Genomic DNA, 3,673 nt, shown 5'->3' with positions numbered 1-3,673 from the left:
GCTAACCGCAAAGGGCGCAAAGATTTACGCAAAGTTCACAAAGGGGAAACTTTTCAATCTTTCAATCTTTCAATCTTTCAATCTTTCAATCTTGAAATCTTTCAATCTTTCAATCTTGAAATCTCGAAATCTCGAAATCTTTCAATCTTTGAATCTCAAAATCTTTGAATCTCCCAATCAAAAAAGCTGTCTCGAATTACCAAGACAGCTTTTTCTATTCTCAAAAAAATTCTTACAACTTAATCATACGAAGTACCTGAGGTTCATCTCCGGTTTCAAAAACCAAAACGTAGGTTCCTGCCTTGAGTTGCGTAACATCAAGATATGAACCGTTGAACTTTCCTCGAAGTACTTGCTGACCCAGCGTGTTCACCACTTGATACACAGTATCTGCCGCTACACCTTCGACATAGAAATTGCCTTCACGCAACGGATTCGGATAACCTTTGATGGCAACCACAGCCGAATCGTCTGTCAAACGTGCTGCTGAAGCAGTGATATTGATGGTATAATCCTCAACCTGACCGTAAGAAAACGCTTCACAAGCGGTTGGAGTTCCGTTGTATTTCATCGAAACACGCATACGTGTGCTGCCCAATAATGCCGTAGTCGGAATTGTAATTGTTCCGGTAATTGGAGTTGCTGTTGTAGCTGTTCTTGTGAATGCTATTTCTCCGGTATCTGCAAAATCTCCATCCTGATTGTAGTCAATGAAAACGCGGTAACCTTCGCTAAATACCGATCCTGTCCAAAATGGTGTTATCGTTATTGTATTAGCCGATCCGCGAACCACGTTTGTCGAAATCGCTGTGAAATTCTCGTAGCCAGCAGTTCCTGTCGACGGATTGTTAATCGTTCCGAATACTACACGTCCGATGCGCTCGTCGGCGGTACTGTTTCCTTGAGATGCGCAATAAGTAACGGAACTTGACAATGTTGTTACCGAAACCGTATTGCTGTTTGCAGAGATGTTTCCAGCTGCGTCTTTTGCACGAACGTTAAAAGTGTACGCGGTCGCTGCCGTTAAACCCGTAACTGCAAAAGTGGTTGCGGTTGTTGTCGACCCAATTACGACCCCATTTCTTAAAACATCGTATCCGGTTACTCCCACGTTATCTGTGGCAGCTGTCCAGCTTAAATTCGTTGCTGTTTGTGTTGTTCCCGAAGCCGACAAAGTTGGTGCTGTTGGCGCAGTGGTGTCTGCAGCAGCTGAAGTTGTTACAGAAACTGTGTTGCTGTTCGCCGAAATGTTTCCAGCAGCGTCTTTAGCACGAACGTTAAACGTGTAAGCTGTCGAAGCTACCAAACTTGTAACCGCAAAAGTAGTTGCGGTGGTTGTCGAACCAATTACAACTCCATTTCTTAATACGTCGTATCCGGTAACGCCAACATTGTCTGTAGCGGCTGACCAGCTCAAGTTTGTACTGGTTTGTGTAGTACCTGCTGCAGCCAAGTTAAGCGGTGCTGAAGGTGCAGTTGTATCTGTACTTCCTGCGGTAATTGTAAAGTTGGTGTTTGAAACATCAAAAAATATGTGATTTGTTCCTTTAACCATGATACGGTTTTGAGTTCCTGGTGTATTCGGAATCGTAACCGCTTGCGTGCCATCGTTTGGCGTTGCAGCAGCTAAAACAGTATCAAATGATGCTCCACCATTGGTTGAAAGCAAAATATCAACATTGGCGCAATTCACGCCGTTTGCTGTTGTTCCAGCCACGTTCCAAGTTATAGTTTGTGAGGAACCACCCGCATAAGATACCGCTGTATTCGGTGCCGAAACCGTAAAAGGCCCAGCTGTTGCATTCACTGTTACAATCATGTCGTCGCTATTATTTGCAGGTCCAGCCACATCGTTATCACGAACCGTCAATCTGAAATTCATAGTGCGAGCTACTGTAGGCACCACTTCCCAAGTCCAAGAAGTTGCGCCGGCTAAGACAGTCGACATTCGTGGGAACGTACGCGTTGGCGACGTGCTTGGCAAGAACGAACGGAAAGCGGGTCCTGTAGTGCGGGTTGCGCTTGGGATCGTCGAGGTCGAGGTTCCCACGTTCATTTGCTCCCAACAATAGTTTAAGCTTGCACTATTTGCATCGGTAGCCGTTCCAGTTAACATAAATGGCGTGCCACGCGGAATGGTGTAATCTAAACCTGCATTTACAACTGGAATCGCATTACCAGTTGTTGTATTGGTCTGACAAGTAGTTGTTTTAATGTAGTTGGTAACTTGTTGGATACTCTGTGCGTGGAAATACGGATCGGAATTCGTTTGCACATCGGTAGTAGGTCCGGTAATACCTGCATAACCCATGATGGTTGAGCCACTGCCCGGTTCCATTTGAGCACCTGTGCCTTCGTTGCTGTGCGTAAAGGTGTGGTTTGCTCCGAATTGGTGACCGAGTTCGTGTGCTACATAATCGATATCAAAGGCATCGCCTTGTGGAATACCATCGGCTGGCGAAGTGTAACCACTTCCCTTTCCTAACGGCTGAGCTGTAGTTGGATTTCGACAAACGCAGCCAATACAACCTGCGTTTCCGCCACCACCCGAAGCACCAAATAAGTGACCAACATCGTAGTTTGCACTTCCGATTACGTTGGTTAATGTAGTTTGCAGTTCTTGATTCCAAGCGCCTCCCGCGCCAGTAGCGGCCGCCGAATACGGATCTGTCGAAGCATTAGTGTAAATCACTAAATCTGTGTTGGCAATCAAATTCATACGAACGCCAAAATCTTTCTCGAAAACACCGTTCACACGAGTCATCGTGGCATTTATTGCGGCAAGAGCTAAGGCTTTGGTTCCACCGAAATATGCGGTGTATTCGCCAGTAACCGACATGGCTAAACGATAGGTTCTGAACGTGCCGTCATCGGCATTCGGACGAAATGCTACTTGCTCGCCCGCATTGGTTCTCGACTTTTTGATGTCGTCGACAACACGGCAAGCGAAAGAGCCTTCGGTAAACCAGTTTTCCGACTTTTCGTAAACAATATATTGCGAACGATTTGTGGTGTACGTCTCAATAAATGTTGCTTTGCGATCGGCTCCCAGAACCATGGTTTGTAAACCCAGTGGCGATATGCTCAAATAAAGTGTCTCGCCGGGCTTTGTTTTGGATGTCCCGCGATACGACTTAATTTCAGAATAGCGCACCTGTAAATCGCGCTCCATGTTAGAAGCTACGTACATTTCGAAAGTTTGCAGGGCACCTTGCGCGTCGGGCAAACTAAGTAAGGTGGTACTTTTTGCTCCGGAAAACAGGTCGGGAGCAGTTGACAAGATTTGAGCCACTTGATTTTCATCAATAACATAGAGTTTTGGGGCTCTGATGTCGGCTTTGTTACGAACAACAATGTCTGAGGCAGATTTGGGGGCGGACGTTACATAAGGCGTGTTTTGCGCCAAAGAAACTACCGAAATCGCACTAAAGACAAGCGATAACAGCTTTTTCTTCATAAAAATTGTAGTTTGATTAGTTAGTGAATAGTTTTTTAACAAATCAAATTTAAAGATCTTAATTTAGATAAAAGTTATATTTTCAACTTTTAACACTTTTTCTGTTTGAAATATAACAATTGGGGTTAGAAAGAAGCTAGAAGCTAGTCCCGATAGCTATCGGGATAGACTTCATGACGTTCACCATTTTACGTATCGTTTTGCCCAACCTAAACC

The 3,673-nt window shown here is 44.9% G+C and carries 1 protein-coding gene; it reads right to left on the bottom strand.

What is annotated here, in order from left to right; genetic code table 11:
- Positions 1–232 precede the first annotated feature (232 nt).
- Positions 233–3,457 carry a reprolysin-like metallopeptidase gene (locus CHX27_RS00440; RefSeq protein WP_094484821.1) on the bottom strand — a complete coding sequence of 1,075 codons (3,225 nt, stop codon included), beginning with the start codon at positions 3,455–3,457 and terminating at the stop codon, positions 233–235.
- Positions 3,458–3,673: the final 216 nt, after the last annotated feature.

Source organism: Flavobacterium aurantiibacter, assembly GCF_002251775.1.
Taxonomy (GTDB): Bacteria; Bacteroidota; Bacteroidia; order Flavobacteriales; family Flavobacteriaceae; genus Flavobacterium; species Flavobacterium aurantiibacter.
This window is presented reverse-complemented; position numbering and strand designations above follow the sequence as displayed.